The sequence below is a fragment of the Streptomyces griseoviridis genome, from assembly GCF_005222485.1.
Classification (GTDB): Bacteria; Actinomycetota; Actinomycetes; order Streptomycetales; family Streptomycetaceae; genus Streptomyces; species Streptomyces hintoniae.
On the sequence record NZ_CP029078.1, the window covers coordinates 1,702,385 to 1,720,282 of the forward strand.

Below are 17,898 nucleotides of genomic sequence, written 5' to 3' on the forward strand. Positions count from 1 at the left end.
CGAAGTGCGCCCCATCCGCTCCCACCTCGTCAAACGTCCTGTGCGGCACCCTTCGGCGAGCGACACCCACGCGGGTACGATGCCCTCGGTGCGACCTACCGACTGCTCCGCGCACCGCAACTCCGGTCCGCGGCACGGCGGTTCGATCAAGGCGGCCCGACGGGTACCAGCCCGCGGGCCAACCGACGGGGGCACGGTTTGTGGGGGACGTGATGGACTTCGGCACGCGGGGCCCCGAGGCCCCGGCCGACCTCGCCTGGCTGCGAGGCGTGGACGCCTACACCATGGGCGCCTATCCACAGGCGGAGGAGGAGTTCAGGGCCGCGGTCCGCTCCGACCCCGGGATGGCGGACGGCTGGCTCGGACTGCACGCGCTGCGGGTCGACACCACGACCGCGCTGCTGCGGATGTTCCGCCACCGCGACCGCTTCGGCGAACAGCGGGCCAGGCACCGCCGCTCCCTCAACTCCTGGTACTGGCTCGGCTGGTGGGTGCAGCCGGTGCTGGAGAGCCCGCGCGACCTGCTGCTCGCGCACGCCTCCCACTGGCTGGACGGCCGCCACGTACCGGAGTTGGACCGGGCCCTCGCCGGGCTGCCGCCGGTGGACACCGACCACCAGGTCCGCTTCCTGCACGCCTGCCGGGCCTATCTGGTCAAGGACTGGGAGCAACTGGTCCGGCACACCGACCCGTTGATCGACGACAGTCTGCTCGGCATCGAGGCGGGTCTCTTCGGCGGCATGGCCCGGGTCCGCCTGGAGATGTACGGGCAGGCCGAGCCGCTGCTGTCGGCCGCGCTGATGCGCTGCCGCAGTGAGCAGCCGCAGCGCAAGGAGCTGCGCTACTGGCTGGCCCGCGCCCACGAGGGCACCGGGCGTTCGGCCGCCGCGCTCCCCCTGTACCGGGCGGTGCACCGGGTCGACCCGGCGTTCATGGACACCTCGGCGCGGCTCACCGCGATCTCCGAGGGCGACGGCTACGACGACACCTCCGAGGCCGCCGACCTGGCCGCGATCACTCTCTCCGGTGCCCAGGACGTGCTGGAGGGCCCCGAGGGATTCGACCCGCTGTTCGGGCCCGAGGGCAGGGACCTGCGGCTGTCCGAGCCCGACCTGCCGCCGGTCGGGCCACTGCCGTCGTCGACCGATCCCGCGGTGCGCGACCGCGGCCTGGTGACGGCCGGGCCACCGCTGCCGGCCGGTCCGACCGACCCCGCCTTACTCGAGCAGGCGCTCGCCGAACTGGAGCGCATGGTCGGCCTCGAGCCGGTGAAACGCCAGGTCAAGGCGTTGTCGGCGCAGTTGAACATGGCCCGCCTACGGGCCGGGCAGGGGCTGCCCGTGCAGCCTCCGAAACGGCACTTCGTCTTCTCGGGACCCTCGGGCACCGGCAAGACCACGGTCGCCCGCATCCTGGGCCGGGTCTTCTACGCCCTCGGGCTGCTCGGCGGCGACCACCTCGTGGAGGCGCAGCGGGCCGATCTGGTCGGCGAGTACCTCGGGCAGACCGCCGTCAAGGCCAATGAGCTGATCGACTCGGCGATCGGCGGGGTCCTCTTCGTCGACGAGGCGTACTCGCTCTCCAACACCGGCTACGGCAAGGGCGACGCGTACGGCGACGAGGCGTTGCAGGTGCTGCTGAAGCGGGCCGAGGACAACCGGGACCATCTCGTGGTGATCCTCGCGGGATACCCCGAGGGCATGGACCGGCTGCTCGCCGCGAACCCCGGCCTGTCGTCCCGGTTCACCACGCGCGTCGACTTCCCGTCCTACCGGCCGCTCGAACTGACGTCGATCGGGGAGGTGCTGGCCACCGAGAACGGTGACGTGTGGGACGAGGAGACCCTCGACGAGCTGCGTTCGATCGCCGGGCACGTGGTCGACCAGGGGTGGATCGACGAGCTGGGCAACGGGCGGTTCCTGCGGACGCTGTACGAGAAGAGCTGCGCGTACCGGGATCTGCGGCTGTCGACGTACCCGGGGGTGCTGTCCCGTGACGACCTGTCGACGCTGCGGCTGCCCGATCTGATGCAGGCGTACGGCGAGGTGCTGTCCGGGCGGGGGCCGCAGGATCCCGCCGGGATGTGACGTCCCGCGAGGGTGGGGGCGGGGCCGCCGGCGCGGAGACCGCCCCCACCGCCGCGTCAGCTCGCCACCGACAGGGGCGGCTGGTGGTGGGCGGGGTCGGTGACCTCACCCACCAGGAGTTCCAGCACGTCCTCCAGGGCCACCAGGCCGAGGACCCGGCCCGAGGCGTCCGCCACCTGCGCGAGGTGGGTGGCGGCGCGGCGCATGACCGTCAGGGCGTCGTCGAGCGGGAGTTCCGGCCTGAGCGTCGTCATCGGACGCCACAGGTGCTGCGGCACCGCGCGGTCGGACTCCTCCACGTCGAGGACGTCCTTCACATGCAGATAGCCCATGAAGACGCCGTTGTCGGCGGCGACCGGGAACCGGGAGAAGCCGGTGCGGGCGGTCAGCTCCACGATCCGGCCGGGCGTCACCGACGGGCTGACCGTGATCAGGGAGTCGCGGGTCAGCAGGACGTCGGTGACCGGGCGGGAGCCCAGTTCCAGCGCGTCCTCCAGGCGCTCCTGCTCCTCGGGGCCCAGCAGCCCCGCCTGCCCCGAGTCCTCCACCAGGCGGTTGAGCTGCTCGCTGGTGAAGACGGCCTCGATCTCGTCCTTCGGCTCGACCCGGAAGAGACGGAGGATGCCCTGCGCGCAGAAGCCGAGGGCCGCCGTGATCGGCCGGCAGAGCCGGGCGAAGGCGACCAGACCGGGGCTGAGCCAGAGCGCGACCTTCTCCGGGGCGGCCATCGCGAGGTTCTTCGGGACCATCTCGCCGATGACGAGGTGGAAGAAGACCACGGCGGCGAGCGCCAGGACGAAGCCGAGCGGATGGATCAGGCCCTCGGGCAGGTACATCCACCCGAAGACCGGCTCCAGCAGGTGCGCGACCGTCGGCTCGGCGACCGCGCCGAGGGTGAGCGAGCAGACGGTGATGCCGAACTGGGCGGCGGCCATCATCTGCGGCAGCCGCTCCAGTCCGTGCAGGACCTGGCGGGCCCTGGCGGTGCCGAGCGGTTCGATCTGGCTGCGGCGGACCGAGACGAGCGCGAACTCGGCGCCGACGAAGAAGCCGTTGGCGAGCACGAGGAGCGCGGCGAACAGGAGTTGGAGCACGCTCATCGGACGGCCTCCATGATCGGCGCGGTGCGCACCAGGCGGACCCGCTCGGCCCGGTAGTGGCCGACCCGGCGGACGGTGAGCCGCCAGCCGGGCAGCTCAGCCCGGTCGCCCGCGGCGGGGATCCGGCCGAGCAGATCGGCGACCAGGCCGGCGACGGTCTCGTACGGGCCCTCGGGCACGTCCAGACCTATCCGCTGGAGGATGTCGACCCGGCAGCTGCCGTCGGCGTCCCAGGCGGGCCTGCCGTCCTCGGGCGCGGCGGCGGCGAGTTCGGGCACGTCCTGGCCGTCGTGCTCGTCGCGGACCTCGCCGACGAGTTCCTCGACGATGTCCTCCAGGGTGACCACGCCCGCGGTGCCGCCGTACTCGTCGACGACGACCGCGATGGGCTGTTCGCTGCGCAGCCTGGCCAGCAGCGGCTGGACCGGGAGCGTCTCGGGGACGAGCAGCGCCGGGCGGGCGATCCGGGCGGCCGAGGTGCGCAGCCGGTCGGGCACCGGGACGGCGAGCGCGTCCTTGAGGTGGACCATGCCGACGACCTCGTCGATCCGCTCCCGGTAGACGGGGAAGCGGGAGAGGCCGGTGGCGCGGGTGAGGTTGACGACGTCCTCGGCGGTCGCCGACGCCTGGAGCGCGCTGACCTTCACCCGCGGCGTCATGACGTGCTGGGCGGTCAGTTCGGCCAGCGAAAGCGTCCGCACGAAGAGGTCGGCGGTGTCCTGTTCCAGGGCGCCGGCCTGGGCGGAGTGCCGGGCGAGGGAGACCAGTTCGCCGGGGGTGCGGGCGGAGGCCAGCTCGTCGGCGGGCTCCACGCCCAGGGCCCGCACCAGCCGGTTCGCGACCGTGTTCAGGGCCGCGATGACCGGTCTGAACAGCCGGGCGAAGGCGTGCTGCGGTCCTGCCACGAACCGGGCGACCTGCATCGGCCTCGAGACGGCCCAGTTCTTCGGGACGAGTTCGCCGATGACCATCTGCACGGCGGACGCCAGCAGCATGCCGACGACGACCGCGACTCCGGAGACGGCGCCCTCGGGGACGCCGACGGCCGCGAACGGGCCGCGCAGCAGCTCGGCGAGCGCGGGTTCGGCGAGCATGCCGACGACGAGGGAGGTGATGGTGATGCCGAGCTGGGTGCCGGAGAGCTGGAAGGACAGTTCCTTCAGCGACTCGACGACCGTACGGGCGCGTCGGTCGCCCTCGGCGGCGGCCTTCTCGGCGTCCGTGGCCTCGACGGTGACGAGGCCGAACTCGGCGGCCACGAAGAAGCCGTTGGCCAGGATCAGCAGGAACGCCGCTCCGAGGAGCAGCAGGGGGATGCTCATGATGCCGCCGCCTCGATGGGTCGGGAGAGGGCGGCGCAGGTACTACAGGACGATCCGTCCATCGCTGGAGGGAGTCACTCCTCGGGTAGCAGGGAAAGCCGCCGCGGCCGGAGCGACCCGGCGGAGAACAGCGGCGGCGGAGGCGTGTGGGACGCCTCCGCCACCAGATTAATCAAGACAGGGGCTCTCGCGGCAGGGTGGAAGGCCCGGAGTCAGCCCTGATGTTCCTGAGAATCTCCCGTGGAGCGGGATTCGGCCAGGGCGCGCAGGGCGCGCGCGTCGGCGATGGCGCGCTCGCGGGCGATGCCCGGCTGGATGCCGAGCACCGGCAGGCTGGTGCCGTCGCTGAGGTCGAGGAAGACCCAGGGGTCGCCCGGACGCAGGTTGACCTGGAGGATCTCGGCCCAGTCGAGACGGCGCCGGGTGGCGATGTTCTGGACGGTGACCCCGGTGTCGTCGGCGACGACCTTGACCCGGGCCAGCATCGCGAGGACGCCGAACAGCAGGGCGCCGGTCAGGATGAAGCTGAGGCGCTCGCCCGGGCCGAGCTGCTCCAGGGCGAGCGCGACCGCGGTGATGACCGCGAGGATCAGGACACCGGCGGTGAGCAGCACGGCGCGGGTGCGGCCCGGCCGGAAGGTGACGGGCAGGGCGGGCAGGTCGGACTGGTCGGACATGGGTGGGGCGCCCCTCAGAGCCGGCAGGCGTGGATGGCCGTGGTCAGGATGGCCCGCGCGCCGATCTCGTAGAGGTCGTCCATGATCCGCTGGGCCTCCTTGGCGGGGACCATGGCGCGGACGGCGACCCAGCCCTCGTTGTGCAGCGGGGAGACGGTCGGGGACTCGAGGCCCGGGGTGAGGGCGACGGCCTTCTCCAGCTGCTCGACGCGGCAGTCGTAGTCCATCATCACGTAGGTCCTGGCGACCAGGACGCCCTGGAGGCGGCGCAGGAACTGCTGGACCTTCGGCTCGGCGGAGTCGTCGGCGGGCGCCCCGGTGCGGCGGATGACGATCGCCTCGGACTTCATGATGGGTTCGCCGAAGACTTCGAGGCCCGCGTTGCGCAGGCTGGTGCCGGTCTCGACGACGTCGGCGATGACCTCGGCGACGCCCAGTTCGATGGCGGTCTCGACGGCGCCGTCGAGGTGGACGACGGAGGCGTCGATGCCGCTGTCGGCGAGGTGTTTGGCGACGATGCCCTCGTAGGAGGTGGCGACCGTCTTGCCGGTGAGGTCGTCGATGGCGCCGGCCTGGCCGGGCTTGGCGGCGAAGCGGAACGTGGAGCGGGCGAAGCCGAGCGGCAGGATCTCCTCGGCGTGGGCGTCGGAGTCGATGAGCAGGTCGCGGCCGGTGATGCCGATGTCGAGGCGTCCGGAGGAGACGTAGATCGCGATGTCGCGGGGGCGGAGGTAGAAGAACTCCACCTCGTTGACCGGGTCGACGATCCGCAGTTCCTTGGACTCGCGGCGCTGCTGGTAGCCGGCCTCATGCAGCATGTCCGCCGCAGGTCCTGACAGGGAACCCTTGTTGGGGACGGCGATGCGCAGCATGAGGTCGGCTTCCTTCGCTCTGGGTGGGGCTGTGCGGTGGGTGGGGTACGGCGGGCGGGAGTCGCGTCTACAGATGGGAGTAGACGTCGTCGAGGGAGATCCCGCGGGCGACCATCATCACCTGGACGTGGTACAGCAGCTGCGAGATCTCCTCGGCGGCGGCTTCCTTGCCCTCGTACTCGGCGGCCATCCAGACTTCGGCGGCCTCCTCGACGACCTTCTTGCCGATGGCATGGACACCCTTGCCGACGAGTTCGGCGGTGCGGGAGGTGGCGGGGTCGCCGGTGGCTGCCTTGTGCTGGAGCTCGGTGAACAGCTCCTCGAACGTCTTCTTGGACATGGTGGTCCCACCCTAGCCGCTGTTCGGGGGCGACTCAGCGCCAGGGTTCGGATACCGAGCGCAGGGTGGCCGCGGTCGCCACGGCGGCCGTCACCGCCTCGTGCCCCTTGTCCTCGTGCGAGCCCTCGATGCCGGCCCTGTCCAGGGCCTGTTCCTCGGTGTCGCAGGTCAGGACGCCGAAGCCGACGGGGACGCCGGTCTCGACGGAGACCTGGGTGAGGCCCTGGGTGACGCCCTGGCACACGTACTCGAAGTGCGGGGTGCCGCCGCGGATGACGACGCCGAGGGCGACGATCGCGTCGTAGCCCCGGCCCGCCAGTACCTTCGCGACGACCGGCAGCTCCCAGCTGCCGGGGACCCGCAGCAGGGTCGGCTCGTCGATGCCCAGGTCGTGCAGGGCGCGCAGGGCGCCGTCGACGAGTCCGTCCATCACCTTCTCGTGCCACTGGGCCGCGATGACGGCGACCCGCAGGTCCCCCACGTCGCGTACGGACAGTTCGGGTGCGCCCTTGCCGCTCACGTTCTTCTCTCTCCTCGCTCGCCGACTTGCCGGGTTGCCGCTGGTTGCTTCTGGTTGCTACTGGTTGCCGCAGGTCGACCCGGTGGCCGCGGGGACCGTGGTGTCGGCGGTCTCCTCGGTCTCCTCGGTCTCCTCGGTCTCCTCGGGCAACCAGGGCAGATCGTGCCCCATCCGGTCCCGCTTGGTGCGCAGGTAACGGAGGTTGTGCTCGCCCGCCCGCACGGGCATCGGCTCGCGGCCGGTGATCCTGAGACCGTGGCGCAGCAGCGCGTCGGTCTTGTCGGGGTTGTTGGTCATCAGGCGGACGCTGCGGACGCCGAGGTCGGCCAGGATGCGGGCGCCCGCGCCGTAGTCGCGGGCGTCGGCGGGCAGGCCGAGTTCGAGGTTGGCGTCGAGGGTGTCGCGGCCCTGCTCCTGGAGTTCGTAGGCGCGCAGTTTGGAGAGCAGGCCGATGCCGCGCCCCTCGTGGCCGCGCAGGTAGACGACGACGCCCCGGCCCTCGCGCTGGATGCGGCCGAGCGCGGTGTCGAGCTGGGGGCCGCAGTCGCAGCGCAGGGAGGCGAAGACGTCTCCGGTGAGGCACTCGGAGTGGAGGCGGACCACGACGTCCTCGCCGTCGCCGATCTCGCCGTGGACGAGGGCGACGTGTTCGACGCCGTCGACGGCGGAGCGGTAGCCGTAGGCGGTGAACGCGCCGTGCCGGGTGGGCAGGCGGACCTCGGCCTCGCGGCGGACGGTGGGTTCGGCGCTGCGGCGGTAGGCGATCAGGTCCTCGATGGAGATGATCGTCAGGCCGTGCTTGCGGGCGAACGGGATCAGTTCGGGCAGCCGGAGCATCCGGCCGTCCTCGCCCGCGATCTCGACGATGGCGCCGGCCGGGCGCAGGCCCGCGAGGCGGGCGAGGTCGACGGCGGCCTCGGTGTGGCCGTTGCGGGTGAGGACGCCGCCCGGCCTGGCGCGGAGCGGGAAGACGTGGCCGGGGCGCACCAGGTCGCCGGGTTCGGCGGTGCCGTCCGCGAGGAGGCGCAGGGTGGTGGCGCGGTCGGCGGCGGAGATGCCGGTGGTGACGCCGTGGGCGGGGCCCGCGTCGACGCTGACGGTGAACGCGGTCTTCATCGACTCGGTGTTGTCGGCGACCATCTGCGGGAGGTGGAGCCGGTCGAGTTCGGCGCCTTCCATGGGGGCGCAGATCAGGCCGCGGCACTCGCTCATCATGAAGGCGACGATCTCGGGGGTGGCCTTCTCGGCGGCGATGACGAGGTCGCCCTCGTTCTCCCGGTCCTCGTCGTCGACGACCACGACCGGGCGTCCGGCCGCGATGTCGGCGAGGGCGCGTTCGATCGGGTCGAGGGCCCACTGCTCGATGGCGTCGGGGTCGTGCGGGTGGGATGCCGTGCTCATGCCGGCGCTCCTTCCATGGTGGGCGGCGCGCCGGCTCGGGAGCGCAGCCACCAGTCGCGCAGGCCCCACAGGACGAGCGCGCCGTAGATGACGTAGACGAAGCCGGAGAAGGCGTAGCCGTTGGCGAAGTTGAGGGGGACGCCCACCAGGTCGACCAGGAGCCAGGCGATCCAGAACTCGACCATGCCGCGGGCCTGCGCGTACATGGCGACGACGGTGCCGACGAAGATGTAGGCGTCCGGCCAGGGGTCCCAGGACAGGGTGGGGAAGGCCATGAAGAGGAGGGCGACGCCGACGGTTCCGGCGGCCGCGGCCGCCGCCATCGCGGCCCGCTCGCGCCAGGTGGCGAAGCGGGGGGCGATGTGGCCGTCCGCGCCGCCGCGGTTGCGGTTCCACTGCCACCAGCCGTACAGGGCGACGGCCATGACGACGACCTGCTTGCCCGCGCTGCCGGCGAGGTGGCCGTAGAAGGCGGCGAACAGGACGAGCCCGGAGAGGAACTGCACGGGCCAGGTCCACAGCGAGCGGCGCCAGCCGAGGGCGAGGGTGATCAGGCCGAGGATGTTGCCGACCATGTCGGACCAGATGATGTGCTGGCCGAAGAGGGTGAACGCCTCGGAGTTCAGCTCGTTCACCGTCCGGCCCCCGGTCCGGTGGTGAGCAGCCGCTCCACGTACTTGGCGACGATGTCCACCTCCAGGTTGACCGGGTCTCCCGGCTGCTTGCGGCCGAGGGTGGTCAGGGCGAGGGTGGTGGGGATCAGGCTGACGGTGAACCGGTCGGCGCCCGCCTCGACGACGGTGAGGCTGATGCCGTCGACGGTGATGGAGCCCTTCTCGACGACGTACCTGGCGAGGTCGGCGGGGAGCGAGACCGTGACGATCTCCCAGTGCTCGGACGGCTCGCGGGCCAGGATCTCGCCGGTGCCGTCGACATGGCCCTGCACGATGTGGCCGCCGAGCCGGGCGCCGACGGCGGTGGGGCGCTCCAGGTTGACGCGGGAGCCCGCGGTGAGGGCGCCCAGGCTGGAGCGGTGCAGGGTCTCGGCCATGACGTCGGCGGTGAACTCGTCGCCCTCGTGGTCGACGACGGTGAGACAGACCCCGTTCACGGCGATGGAGTCGCCGTGCTTCGCGCCGTCGGTGACGACGGGGCCGCGCAGCCGGAAGCGGGAGGCGTCGCCGAGATGCTCGACGGCGGTGACCTCACCCAGTTCTTCGACGATTCCGGTGAACACTTCCCGGGTCCTCCCTGCCTCGATAGGGCACGGACTCCGGGGCTGTCGATGACGACAGAATGGGACGAGCATGGACACCGGGGGCGACGCCGAAAGCACTCGTCCCGATCAGGACGAGCCGTTACGGCGGCGCGCACGTATGCCCGCCCGCCGCGCACTGCCTCCCATCCGGACTTTAACCGTCGGTCCAGGAATTTCACCTGGTCAACCGGCCACTGGACGTGACCGGGTCGCGGACTGTAACCGCCGGTTCGGACTTTCACCGACCCCGGAGTGCGCTGCTTCTGGTACACGGTCAGTGTGCCACGCCCGCCAGGGGTCCATACGGGTGAAGACTGTGGGCTGGCTCACAGTCACCGTCCGCACACCCTCCGCCGCGCCGCCGCGCGCCCCCGCAGGCGGGCGACAGGTCCATACCTATTGACGGAGTGGTCTAGTCCTTTCTAGGGTCCTTGCGGGGCGCGGCCCGGTGCGCCCCACCCGGACCGGTCCGGCGGCGGTGACGACGGCCCTTGCCCGCCGCCGGGCCTCCAGCCGGCGCCCGCGCCGGCTCTGGCAGGGTGGTGGCCATGACGACCGCGCTCGCCGACGAGTTCGAATCGCACCGCCCGCGCCTGTTCGGGCTCGCCTACCGGCTGCTGGGCTCGGCCGACGAGGCCGAGGACGCCGTCCAGGACGCCTTCCTGCGCTTCAGCGGCGCCGACCGGACCGCGATCGAGCATCCGGCGGCCTGGCTCGCGAAAGTCGTCACCAACCTCTGCCTCAACCGGCTGACGTCGGCGCGGGCGCGGCGCGAGCAGTACGTCGGCGACTGGCTCCCCGAGCCCGTGGTCACCTCGGACGGCGCGCTCGGCCCGCTGGAGTCGGCGGAGCAGCGGGACGCGGTGTCGATGGCCATGCTGGTGCTCCTGGAACGGCTGACGCCGACCGAGCGCGCGGTGTACGTGCTGCGCGAGGCGTTCGGGTACGGGCACCGGGAGATCGCGGAGGCGCTTGAGCTGGGCGAGGCCAACTGCCGTCAGCTGTACCGGCGCGCGGTGGCGCGGGTGGGTGAGCCCGAGAGCCGGTTCGAACCGGCGCCGGAGCGGTGGCAGGAGCTGGTGACGTCGTTCCTCACCGCCGCCCGGGACGGCGATCTGGCCCGGCTCGAACACCATCTCGCGGCCGACGTCGTCTGGTGGAGCGACGGCGGCGGCAAGGTCACGGCGGCCCTGCGGCCGATCCTGGGGCGCGCCAAGGTGGCCCGCTTCCTGGCCGGCGGCGGCCCCCGGTTCACCGGCGGGCTGCGCTTCACGACGGCCGAGGTCAACGGCGGTACGGCGATGGTCGCCTGGTCCGAGGGGACGGTCGTCGGGGTGATCGTCTTCGAGCTCGGGGACGGTCTGATCACCCAGGTGCGCGCGGTGGTCAACCCGGAGAAGCTGGAGTACGTGAACCGCCAGTTCGGGCAGGTCTGACCCGATCGGTCCGCCCGGCTGTCACATTCCGGGGCGCTGTCCGGTCCTGGCTGGTGTGGGGCGCTCCGTCCGGGGGCGTCCGCCGCGCGAAGGGGCTGAACGGCATGACCACGATCCTGGTGACCGGCGGGACCGGAACCCTCGGGCGGCTCGTCGCGGCGCGGCTGCGGGCGGACGGGCACGAGGTGCGGGTGCTCAGCCGGCACGCCCCGCCGTACGCGGTCGACCTGCGGGCGGGCGGGCCCGCGCTGGACGCGGCCCTCGCGGGCGTGGAGACGGTGGTGCACTGCGCGTCCAACCCGGGCGGCGGGGACGAGAAGGCGGCGGCGCGGCTGATCGAGGCGTCCCGGCGGGCGGGCGTCCGGCACCTCGCGTACATCTCGATCGTCGGCGTCGACCTGGTGCCCTACCGCTACTACCGCAGCAAGCTCGCGGTGGAGCGGCGGATCGAGGAGTCGGGCCTCGCCTGGACGATCCTGCGCGCGACCCAGTTCCACGACTTCGTCCTGGGTGTCCTCCAGGCCCTCGCCAAGGCGCCGGTCATGCTGCTGCCGGCCGGTCTGAGCGACCAGCCGGTGGAGGTGACGGAGGTCGCGGACCGCCTCGCCGCGCTGGCGACGGCGCCGCCCGCGGGCCGGGTCCCCGACCTGGGCGGCCCCGAGATCCGCACGCTCGAATCGCTGGCCCGCTCCTACCTGACGGCGACCGACCGCCGCCGCGCACTGGTCAACATCCCTCTGTGGGGCCGCACTTACCGCGCCTTCCACGAGGGCGGCCACCTGATGGAAGACGAACACACTCTGGGCAAGGGGACGTTCGAGGACTACCTGACCCGCCGAGCGGTGGCGGCGGGGCGCGCCTGAGCAACCGGGTGGGCGGGGGCGCGGGCCCGAGCTTGACCAACCGGGCGGGCGGGGGCGGCTGTTGGGCGGGGCTCGGGGCCGTCGCCGCTGGGCATCCGGCCTCGGGGCCGCCCGGTCGGGTTATCGCTCCGGCGGTGCGAAGACCTCGTCCTGGGCACGGTCCCTCGCGGTCAGCAGGGCGCCGCGCAGGACCGCCGCGCCGCCCAGCAGGCCGGGGCGCACCTCGGTCGGCAGCGGGGACATCCGGCGCACCCGCGCGGCGACCCGGGCCGCCAGGTCCTCGCCCCCGGCCAGGCCGATCTCGCCGCCGAGGACCACGCACCCGGGGTCGAGCACCGCCGCGACGGAGGCGACGCCGACGGCGAGCCGGTCGGCGAGGGCGTCGAGGAAGCGGTCGGCGGCCGACGCGGTCGCGGTGGTCCCGGGGATCGCCGTCTCGGCGGGTCCCGTCGCCGTCGCACAGGGCTCTGCCGTCCCACGGGTCACCGACGACGCACCAGCCGCCGCCGTCACGGAGGTCGCCGCCGTCCCACCACTCACCGCCGTGCCCCCCGCTCTCGCCTCCCGCACCACCCGCACCGCCTCCCGCACCAGGCCCGCCGCCCGTGGTTCGGGGCCGGGGGTGTCGCCCCGCACGCCGTGCTCCTCCGCCAGGCGGGCGATGGCCGCGCCTCCCGCGAGGGAGTGGAAGCCGCCGTCGCAGTCCGTCGCCTTCGGGAGTGCGGTGGTGCCGGGGACCGGGAGGAAGCCGATCTCGCCGGTGCCGCCGGAGGCGCCCCTGCGGAGGGTGCCGTCCAGGACGACGGCCGCGCCCGTGCCGTGGCCGAGCCAGAGCAGGACGAACGTGTCGTGGTCGCGGGCGGCGCCCTCGCGCTGCTCGGCCAGGGCGGCGAGGTTGGTCTCGTTCTCGACCCTGACCCGGGCCGACGGGAGCCGTTCCTGAAGGGCCGCCACCAGTTGGCGGTGCCATTCGGGCAGGCCCGAGGAGTCGCGCAGGTCGCCGCTGGCCGGGTCGATCAGGCCGGGCGCCCCGATCCCGACGGTGTGCAGCCGGTCCGCGCCGGCCTCCTTCAGTACCCGCTCCACGAGCGCGACCGCCTGTTCGACGGCGGGCCCGGTCCCGTTCTCCCCGGCGATCGGCAGGGCCGCCTCCGCGAGCACCTCGCCGACCAGGTCGGAGACGAGGACGGCGACGCCCTCGGTGCGGACGTCGAGGGCGGCGAGGTGGGCGCGGTCGGCGACGATCCCGTACAGCTTGGCGTTCGGGCCCCGGCGGGTCTCCCCCGCCTCGCCGACGACCGTGACGAGCCCGGAGTCGGTGAGGCGTTCGACGAGGTCGGCGACGGTCGGCCGGGAGAGGCCGGTGAGCTTCTTCAACTGCCCGGCCGTCAACGGGCCTTCCTGCTGGAGCAGGCCCAGGGCGAGCCGGTCGTTGATGGCCCGAGCGGTGCTGGGGGACGCTGGCATGCCGGGGATCCTTCCAGATGGGCGGGTCCGTGCGCTCTACCTATCAGGCAGGGTTCCTGATAGTTTACGCGGCGTCAGCGGGGCCGAAGTGTCTGGGAGGGGCCGGAGAATGAGCGACGTGGGCTGTGACCTGCGCGAGGTGAAGCGCGCCCGGTACGCCGTCGCGGCCGTGTTCGCGGTGCACGGCGGCGTCACCGGCTCGTTCGCGACCCGGGTGCCGTGGATCCAGGAGCACGCGGGCCTGAGCACCGGCCAGTTGGGGTTCGCGCTCGCCTTCACCGCGTTCGGCGCCGCCTGCGCGATGCCGCTGGCCGGCCGGATCAGCCACCGCTTCGGCAGCAGGACCGCGCTGCGCGGACTGCTCGCCCTGTGGACGCTGTCCCTGGTCCTGCCGTCGATCGCGCCGAACCTGCTCACCCTCTGTCTGGCGATGTTCGCGTACGGCGCCAGCTCCGGCATGGCCGACGTCGCCATGAACGCGCTGGGCGTGGAGATAGAGCGGCTCCTCGACAAGTCGATCATGTCGGGGCTGCACGGCATGTGGAGCGCGGGCGCCCTGATCGGCTCGGCGGGCGGCACCCTCGCCGCCCATCTGGGAGGGGACGCGCGCCTGCACTTCGCGCTGGCCGCCGCCGTCCTGACCGTCCTCGGCCTCACCGCCTGCCGCTGGGTGCTCGACCTGAAGGCGACGGAGGACGAGGAGCCGCCGCCGAGGTTCGCGCTGCCGCCGAGGGCGGCGCTGCTGATCGGCGCGGTCGGGTTCTGCGCGGTGTTCGCGGAGGGCGCCAGCCTCGACTGGTCGGCGGTCTACCTGCGCGACCAGTTGGAGACGTCAGCGGGTCTGGCCGCCGCCTGCACCACCGGGTTCATGCTGACCATGGCGGTGGCGCGGATCGTCGGCGACGCGGTGGTGAACCGCTTCGGCGCGGTGCGCACGGTCAGGTCGGGCGGTGTACTGGCCGCGCTCGGCGGGGTCCTGGTGGTCGTCGCCGGCCATCCCGCCGTCGCCATGGCCGGGTTCGCGCTGATGGGGCTCGGCATCGCCGTGGTCGTGCCGCTCTGCTTCGCGGCGGCCGGGCACAGCGGCCCGAACCCGAGCCAGGCCATCGCGGGCGTCGCGACCATCACCTACACCTCGGGCCTGATCGCGCCGAGCCTGATCGGCGGGGTGGCGCAGGCCACCAGCCTGATGGTGTCGTTCGTCGTGGTGACCGTGCTGGCCTTCGGGCTCGTGGTGTTCGCGAAGGTGCTGGCTCCCGCCAAGGAGAGCGCCAGGACGGGCGCGGGACGCCAGGCAGCGGTGCCCGACCCGCGCCCCTGACGCCGCCCCGTCGCACCCGGGCGCCGTCGCGCCCGGGAAGGGCCTGGTCAGGCTGTGCGGAGGAGGTGCCGGGAGCCGTGACAATGGGTCCGGACCACCCTGCCGTACAGAGAAAGCGAAACCTCACCATGGACCTCGGCGTGCGCTGGAAGCTGCACGGGGACGGCCGCACCCCCGCGCCCGGAGCGGTGGTACGGCCCGACGAACGGCTCACCTGGCCCCGCACCATCGGCCTGGGCGCCCAGCACGTGGTCGCGATGTTCGGGGCGTCGTTCGTCGCTCCGGTGCTGATGGGTCTCGACCCCAACCTGGCGATCATGATGTCGGGCGTCGCGACCGTGATTTTCCTGCTGGCGACCCGCGGCCGGGTGCCCAGCTACCTCGGCTGCTCGCTCTCCTTCGTGGGTGTGGCGGCCGTGATCAGGGCGCAGGGCGGCACCAGCGCGACGGTCACCGGCGCGGTCCTGGTGGTCGGGGTGGCGCTGTTCCTGGTGGGGCTCGCGGTGCAGCGGTTCGGGGCGCGGATCATCCACGCGGCGATGCCGCCGATCGTCACCGGCGCGGTGGTCATGCTGATCGGCTTCAACCTGGCCCCGGTCACCGCCACCACCTACTGGCCGCAGGACCAGTGGACCGCGCTGCTGGTCATGCTGTTCACCGGTCTGGCCGTCGTCTGCCTGCGGGGTTTCTGGTCCCGGGTGGCGATCTTCCTCGGTCTGGTGTTCGGGTACGGCATCTCGTGGGTCTTCGACCGGGTCTTCGGGCGGATCCACTCGGTCGACGCGAGCGGCAAGCTCACCGACCACTGGCGCCTGGACCTCTCCGGTGTCGGCCGCGCCGACTGGATCGGCCTGCCCTCCTTCCACGGCCCGTCGTTCCAGTGGTCGGCGATCCTGGTCGCGCTGCCCGTGGTCATCGCGCTGGTCGCGGAGAACGCCGGGCACGTCAAGGCGGTCGGCGAGATGACCGGCGACCCGCTCGACGACAGGCTCGGCACCGCGATCTCCGCGGACGGCGTCGCCTCCGTGCTCTCCACCGCCGTCGGCGGCCCGCCGAACACCACGTACTCCGAGAACATCGGCGTGATGGCCGCGACCCGGGTGTACTCGACCGCCGCCTACTGGGCCGCCGCCGGGTTCGCGCTGCTGTTCGGCGTCTGCCCGAAGTTCGGCGCGATCGTGGCCGCGATCCCCGGCGGTGTGCTGGGCGGCATCACCGTGATCCTCTACGGCATGATCGGCCTGCTCGGCGCGCAGATCTGGACCAACGCCGGGGTGGACCTGCGCAACCCGCTGAACCTGGTGCCGGCCGCCGCGGGCATCATCATCGGCGTCGGGAACGTGTCGATGACGTTCACGGACACCTTCTCGCTCAGCGGCATCGCCCTCGGCACCCTCGTGGTGATCACCGGCTACCACACGCTGCGGGCGTTCGCCCCGGCCCATCTGAAGACCCAGGAACCGCTCCTCGACGAGGGCACGTCCTCCTACGACGACGCCAAGTCGTAGGCGTAGGACGGGCTGAACGTCCCCGGCGTCCCCTTGCAGCCGTCCGACTCCCCCGGCAGCTTCACCCACAGGTAGGCGTCGATGCGGGCCTGACCGGTGCCGAGCGTCGGCGCCCGCCCGATGCCGCGGCCCGCCGGGTCGCACCACGCGTCGTCGGCCGGGGCGCCGTTGCCGTTGCGGCTGGTGTCGATGACGGCGCCGAGCCCCGCGGGCCCGCCGAGTTCCGCCAGCACCCGCCGGTCGTAGGCGATCTCGGCGGCGGTGGTGTGGAAGTTGGAGACGTTGCTGAAGACGCCGTCGGAGGAGTCGGCGGACCCGGCGCCCGCCTGCCGCAGCAGCGCGGCCTGCCGGTCGGGCGCGTTCCAGCCGGAGTGCCCGGCGTCGTAGTAGACCCGGGCCTTCGGGTCGGCGGCCTTCAGGACGCGGCCGGCCCGTTCCAGGGAGGCGAAGCGTTCCGCGCGGGCGCTCCGGGAGAGGCAGTCGGCCTGCGCGACGGAGTCGGGTTCGAGGATGACGACGACCTCGGCCGAGCCGAGGCCCGCGGCGAACGCGTCGATCCAGTCGTCGTAGGCCGCGAGGTCGGGCGCCCCGCCCTCGGAGGCGCCGCCGCAGTCGCGGTCCGGGATCGCGTACGGCACGAGGACGGGCACCTGGCCCTGGGCGGCGGCGCCCGAGGTGACCGCGCGGACCCGGGAGGCGATGGTCGCGGGGGTGAAGTCGGCGAACCAGACGGCGGCCGGGCGGTCCGCGATCCGGGACGTGATGACGGCGGTACGGGGGTCGTCGGGGTGGGCGCGGACCCAGTCGAGCACCTGGGAGTCGGGGTGCCGGTAGAGGCGGGACGGCGCGGGGCGCCGCCCGCTGGGCGTCGGGCTCGGCGAGGGGCTCGCACGGACTGTCGGCTCCGGGCTCGGGACGGCCGGGGAGGCGGTCGGCGAGGGGGTCGGTGACGGCGACGACGGCTCGGGCCGCGCCTGCGCGACCCGGGGCGCGCGGACCGTCTCGGGGCCCGCCTCGACGGCCCCGGGCGGGTCGGCGAGGGCCGACACCAGGCCCGTCGCGGTGCCGACTGCGGCCACCACGGACGCGGCGGCGACCATCGCGGCGCGCAGGGCCGCCGTCCGGCGCTCGGCCCTGCGTGCGGCCAGGCGCTGGGCGCGCGAGCCTCCTGCCACGGTCTTGCTCCCCCTCCCGCGCGGCGGGCGCGTTCCCCCGTGCCGGGGAAGCGTCGGACCCACCGGCACTCGCGGCCAGCGTAGGTCCGTGACGGTCCCTCGACGGCACGATCGGGAACAGTCCACCGAGCGCGGGACGCGTCGGACACCGGTGGGCTCCGGATGCGCTCGACGGTGATCGGCCTGCCGGGCGGCGGGCCGTCAGGTCCGTCTCCACCCGAGCCGGTTCGACCGTCAACGGGGCTGCGATGAACGGCGGTTCGGGGACACGGCGCCCACGATCCCGCTGGAAGCGGGGCCTGTGGAGCGGGGATGAACCCTCCCCGTGCCCTCGCCGACTTCCCCTGCCCGCACGGCCGTTGCCGCCCGCCGGCCCCCTTCCGGCGCCAACCGGGCTTACGCCCGCTGCGGTTCGCGCCGACGGGCCGCCACGCGCACCCCGGGCACGGCCGGGCGCCCGCGGCCGTGGACGCCTGTCGTAGCGGGGGCTGCGAACAAGCCGTCCGGGTGGGCGAGTCGGGGCGCGTGGTCGGACTCCGCGTGCTGCCGGA

General features: G+C 73.2%; 16 protein-coding genes and 1 riboswitch. Of the genes, 5 read left to right on the forward strand and 11 right to left on the reverse strand.

From position 1 onward, the window contains the following. Nucleotides 1–212: 212 nt before the first annotated feature. Nucleotides 213–2,087 carry an AAA family ATPase gene (locus DDJ31_RS06585; RefSeq protein ID WP_127181229.1) on the forward strand — a complete coding sequence of 625 codons (1,875 nt, stop codon included), beginning with the start codon at nt 213–215 and terminating at the stop codon, nt 2,085–2,087. A 56-nt stretch (nt 2,088–2,143) separates the two neighbouring features. Here the strand turns inward: DDJ31_RS06585 and DDJ31_RS06590 are convergent, their stop codons facing one another. The 9 genes from DDJ31_RS06590 to DDJ31_RS06630 form a co-directional block, all read right to left on the reverse strand. Beyond that, on the reverse strand, nt 2,144–3,187 hold the full coding sequence (locus DDJ31_RS06590; RefSeq protein WP_127181228.1) for a hemolysin family protein: 1,044 nt from the start codon (nt 3,185–3,187) through the stop codon (nt 2,144–2,146). Then, on the reverse strand, nt 3,184–4,509 hold the full coding sequence (locus DDJ31_RS06595) for a hemolysin family protein (RefSeq protein ID WP_127181227.1): 1,326 nt from the start codon (nt 4,507–4,509) through the stop codon (nt 3,184–3,186). The genes DDJ31_RS06590 and DDJ31_RS06595 overlap by 4 nt, the downstream gene beginning before the upstream one ends. Before the next feature lie 212 nt (nt 4,510–4,721). Further along, a complete protein-coding gene (locus DDJ31_RS06600; RefSeq protein WP_127181226.1) occupies nt 4,722–5,186 on the reverse strand; it encodes a PH domain-containing protein in 465 nt (154 codons plus the stop codon). A gap of 14 nt (nt 5,187–5,200) precedes the next feature. After that, nucleotides 5,201–6,058, reverse strand: a complete 858-nt coding sequence (gene hisG, locus DDJ31_RS06605; protein ID WP_127181225.1) for an ATP phosphoribosyltransferase — start codon at nt 6,056–6,058, stop codon at nt 5,201–5,203. 67 nt (nt 6,059–6,125) lie between these two features. After that, nucleotides 6,126–6,398 (reverse strand): phosphoribosyl-ATP diphosphatase, encoded by a 273-nt coding sequence (locus DDJ31_RS06610; protein WP_093827306.1) that lies wholly within the window; start codon nt 6,396–6,398, stop codon nt 6,126–6,128. A 34-nt stretch (nt 6,399–6,432) separates the two neighbouring features. Beyond that, on the reverse strand, nt 6,433–6,918 hold the full coding sequence (gene ribH / locus DDJ31_RS06615) for a 6,7-dimethyl-8-ribityllumazine synthase (protein WP_127181224.1): 486 nt from the start codon (nt 6,916–6,918) through the stop codon (nt 6,433–6,435). A 57-nt stretch (nt 6,919–6,975) separates the two neighbouring features. Then, the gene (locus DDJ31_RS06620; RefSeq protein WP_127181223.1) at nt 6,976–8,319 is read right to left on the reverse strand and encodes a bifunctional 3,4-dihydroxy-2-butanone-4-phosphate synthase/GTP cyclohydrolase II; all 1,344 of its coding nucleotides are present in this window, start codon (nt 8,317–8,319) and stop codon (nt 6,976–6,978) included. Then, nucleotides 8,316–8,954 (reverse strand): nicotinamide mononucleotide transporter family protein, encoded by a 639-nt coding sequence (locus DDJ31_RS06625; protein ID WP_127181222.1) that lies wholly within the window; start codon nt 8,952–8,954, stop codon nt 8,316–8,318. Before DDJ31_RS06625 ends, DDJ31_RS06620 begins: the two co-directional genes overlap by 4 nt. Further along, nucleotides 8,951–9,556 carry a riboflavin synthase gene (locus tag DDJ31_RS06630; protein WP_127181221.1) on the reverse strand — a complete coding sequence of 202 codons (606 nt, stop codon included), beginning with the start codon at nt 9,554–9,556 and terminating at the stop codon, nt 8,951–8,953. The genes DDJ31_RS06625 and DDJ31_RS06630 overlap by 4 nt, the downstream gene beginning before the upstream one ends. A 150-nt stretch (nt 9,557–9,706) precedes the next feature. Further along, nucleotides 9,707–9,837: riboswitch (FMN riboswitch) on the reverse strand. A gap of 288 nt (nt 9,838–10,125) precedes the next feature. On the opposite strand from DDJ31_RS06630, the gene DDJ31_RS06635 reads away from it, so the two are divergent. After that, nucleotides 10,126–11,013: an RNA polymerase sigma-70 factor gene (locus DDJ31_RS06635; protein ID WP_127181220.1), complete on the forward strand. Its 888-nt coding sequence runs from the start codon at nt 10,126–10,128 to the stop codon at nt 11,011–11,013. Nucleotides 11,014–11,117: 104 nt separating this feature from the next. After that, the gene (locus tag DDJ31_RS06640) at nt 11,118–11,876 is read left to right on the forward strand and encodes an SDR family oxidoreductase (protein ID WP_127181219.1); all 759 of its coding nucleotides are present in this window, start codon (nt 11,118–11,120) and stop codon (nt 11,874–11,876) included. A gap of 120 nt (nt 11,877–11,996) precedes the next feature. Here DDJ31_RS06640 and DDJ31_RS06645 read toward each other — a convergent pair whose 3' ends face one another. After that, nucleotides 11,997–13,343, reverse strand: coding sequence for an ROK family transcriptional regulator (locus tag DDJ31_RS06645; RefSeq protein WP_127181218.1), 1,347 nt, complete (start codon nt 13,341–13,343; stop codon nt 11,997–11,999). A gap of 109 nt (nt 13,344–13,452) precedes the next feature. On the opposite strand from DDJ31_RS06645, the gene DDJ31_RS06650 reads away from it, so the two are divergent. Continuing rightward, complete coding sequence (locus tag DDJ31_RS06650; RefSeq protein ID WP_127181217.1) at nt 13,453–14,664, forward strand: MFS transporter; 1,212 nt, start codon at nt 13,453–13,455, stop codon at nt 14,662–14,664. Nucleotides 14,665–14,792: 128 nt separating this feature from the next. Beyond that, entirely contained in the window at nt 14,793–16,172 is a 1,380-nt protein-coding gene (locus tag DDJ31_RS06655; protein ID WP_127181216.1) for a uracil-xanthine permease family protein, read from the forward strand. On the opposite strand, the gene DDJ31_RS06660 is transcribed toward DDJ31_RS06655, so the two are convergent. Next, on the reverse strand, nt 16,151–17,272 hold the full coding sequence (locus tag DDJ31_RS06660; RefSeq protein WP_127182918.1) for a glycoside hydrolase family 6 protein: 1,122 nt from the start codon (nt 17,270–17,272) through the stop codon (nt 16,151–16,153). The genes DDJ31_RS06655 and DDJ31_RS06660 overlap by 22 nt on opposite strands. Nucleotides 17,273–17,898 lie beyond the last annotated feature (626 nt).

Coding starts and splice junctions, on each gene's coding strand:
- DDJ31_RS06640 (WP_127181219.1), top strand. CDS start 11,118: ATGACCACGATCCTGGTGACCGGCGGGACCGGAACCCTCGGGCGGCTC.
- DDJ31_RS06660 (WP_127182918.1), bottom strand. CDS start 17,272: ATGGTCGCCGCCGCGTCCGTGGTGGCCGCAGTCGGCACCGCGACGGGC.
- DDJ31_RS06585 (WP_127181229.1), top strand. CDS start 213: ATGGACTTCGGCACGCGGGGCCCCGAGGCCCCGGCCGACCTCGCCTGG.
- DDJ31_RS06650 (WP_127181217.1), top strand. CDS start 13,453: ATGAGCGACGTGGGCTGTGACCTGCGCGAGGTGAAGCGCGCCCGGTAC.
- DDJ31_RS06600 (WP_127181226.1), bottom strand. CDS start 5,186: ATGTCCGACCAGTCCGACCTGCCCGCCCTGCCCGTCACCTTCCGGCCG.
- DDJ31_RS06595 (WP_127181227.1), bottom strand. CDS start 4,509: ATGAGCATCCCCCTGCTGCTCCTCGGAGCGGCGTTCCTGCTGATCCTG.
- DDJ31_RS06620 (WP_127181223.1), bottom strand. CDS start 8,319: ATGAGCACGGCATCCCACCCGCACGACCCCGACGCCATCGAGCAGTGG.
- DDJ31_RS06590 (WP_127181228.1), bottom strand. CDS start 3,187: ATGAGCGTGCTCCAACTCCTGTTCGCCGCGCTCCTCGTGCTCGCCAAC.
- hisG (WP_127181225.1), bottom strand. CDS start 6,058: ATGCTGCGCATCGCCGTCCCCAACAAGGGTTCCCTGTCAGGACCTGCG.
- DDJ31_RS06635 (WP_127181220.1), top strand. CDS start 10,126: ATGACGACCGCGCTCGCCGACGAGTTCGAATCGCACCGCCCGCGCCTG.
- DDJ31_RS06645 (WP_127181218.1), bottom strand. CDS start 13,343: ATGCCAGCGTCCCCCAGCACCGCTCGGGCCATCAACGACCGGCTCGCC.
- DDJ31_RS06655 (WP_127181216.1), top strand. CDS start 14,793: ATGGACCTCGGCGTGCGCTGGAAGCTGCACGGGGACGGCCGCACCCCC.
- DDJ31_RS06610 (WP_093827306.1), bottom strand. CDS start 6,398: ATGTCCAAGAAGACGTTCGAGGAGCTGTTCACCGAGCTCCAGCACAAG.